Source organism: Micromonospora sp. NPDC047620 (assembly GCF_043205005.1).
Taxonomy (GTDB): domain Bacteria; phylum Actinomycetota; class Actinomycetes; order Mycobacteriales; family Micromonosporaceae; genus Micromonospora.
This window is the reverse complement of record NZ_JBIDDG010000165.1, coordinates 1-1,154: the sequence shown is the minus strand read 5'-3', so window position 1 is coordinate 1,154 and position 1,154 is coordinate 1. Positions and strand designations below refer to the sequence as shown.

Below are 1,154 nucleotides of genomic sequence, written 5' to 3'. Positions count from 1 at the left end.
GGCCCAGGTCGCGCCCACCGCCATGATGGGCGGCGCCATGGCACTGTCCATGCTGCCCATGCTCGCCTCCGCCCTGTCCGGCCTCGCCGGCGGCAACGGCGGCGGCACCGGTAGTGGTGGTGGAAACGGTTCCGGCGCAACCACAACCGGCGACGGCAGCGACGCCGGCCTGTCCCCCCAAGCCCAGAAAGCCATCGCCGCACTCAAAAAACTCGCCGCCGCCTACGGCGACGAAAACAGCGACGACCCCGACGTCCAGAAACTCCGCAAAGAACTCGGCACCACCACCGGCAGCACCGACGGCACCGGCACCACCGCAGGCGCCGTCAAAGCCCGCCAACTGTTCCAACGCAACGCCGCCACCGCCTTCAACACCCTCGACAACGACCTCTACAACTACATCTACTCCCACGCCGGCAAACACAAAGTCGACAAAACCGCCGTCCGCCAACTCCTGCGCGACGTCGACGCCGCCCTCGCCGAACTAGGACCCACCGCCTACACCAAAGCCGGACAACAAAAAGTCCACCAAATCCTCACCATCGCTTTGAAAAAAGCCCAAGCCATCGTCTCCGGCGGCAACACCAACTCCACCGAAACCGCCACCGAAATCGACCGCCTCACCAACCAATACCTCTACAACATCTACGGCAAAAAATACCCGGGCGGCTCGGGCGCCAAGACCGTGGGAGGCACTGTGGGCCAATGGATTCAGCAGGCGCTGCAGGTGCTGCGGGGAATGGGATACGACACCAGCAAGATAGATCCCGAAGCGATAGCGATCATCATCCACTACGAGAGCAGCGGTAACCCCGAAGCCGTCAACAATGACGACATAAACGCTAAGAACGGCACCCCCTCCACGGGGCTCATGCAGATAATCCAGCCGAATTTCGACAAATATGCGGCACCGGGCCACAAGAATATCTCCGACCCCGTGGACAATATCGTTGCCGGTGTCCGCTACGCGATCGACGTCTACGGATCCGTCAGCAATGTGCCGGGCGTCAAGGCGGTACGCAACGGCCAGGCCTACGTGGCGTACTGATGGAACCGACGCAGCCCCGTTCACCCGAACCTCGGAGATCGAAATCCGCTGAGCAGCGGTCCGGTTCGGACAATCCTGCCGACGAGTGGACGCTGACCCGGCCCGG

Annotated in this window: 1 protein-coding gene; it reads left to right on the top strand. The window is 62.7% G+C overall.

Annotation, left to right across the window (positions count from 1 at the left end):
- Positions 1–1,048: DUF4226 domain-containing protein (locus tag ACGF5C_RS34985; protein WP_393308729.1), on the top strand; the 1,048-nt coding region annotated here is incomplete at its 5' end.
- Positions 1,049–1,154 lie beyond the last annotated feature (106 nt).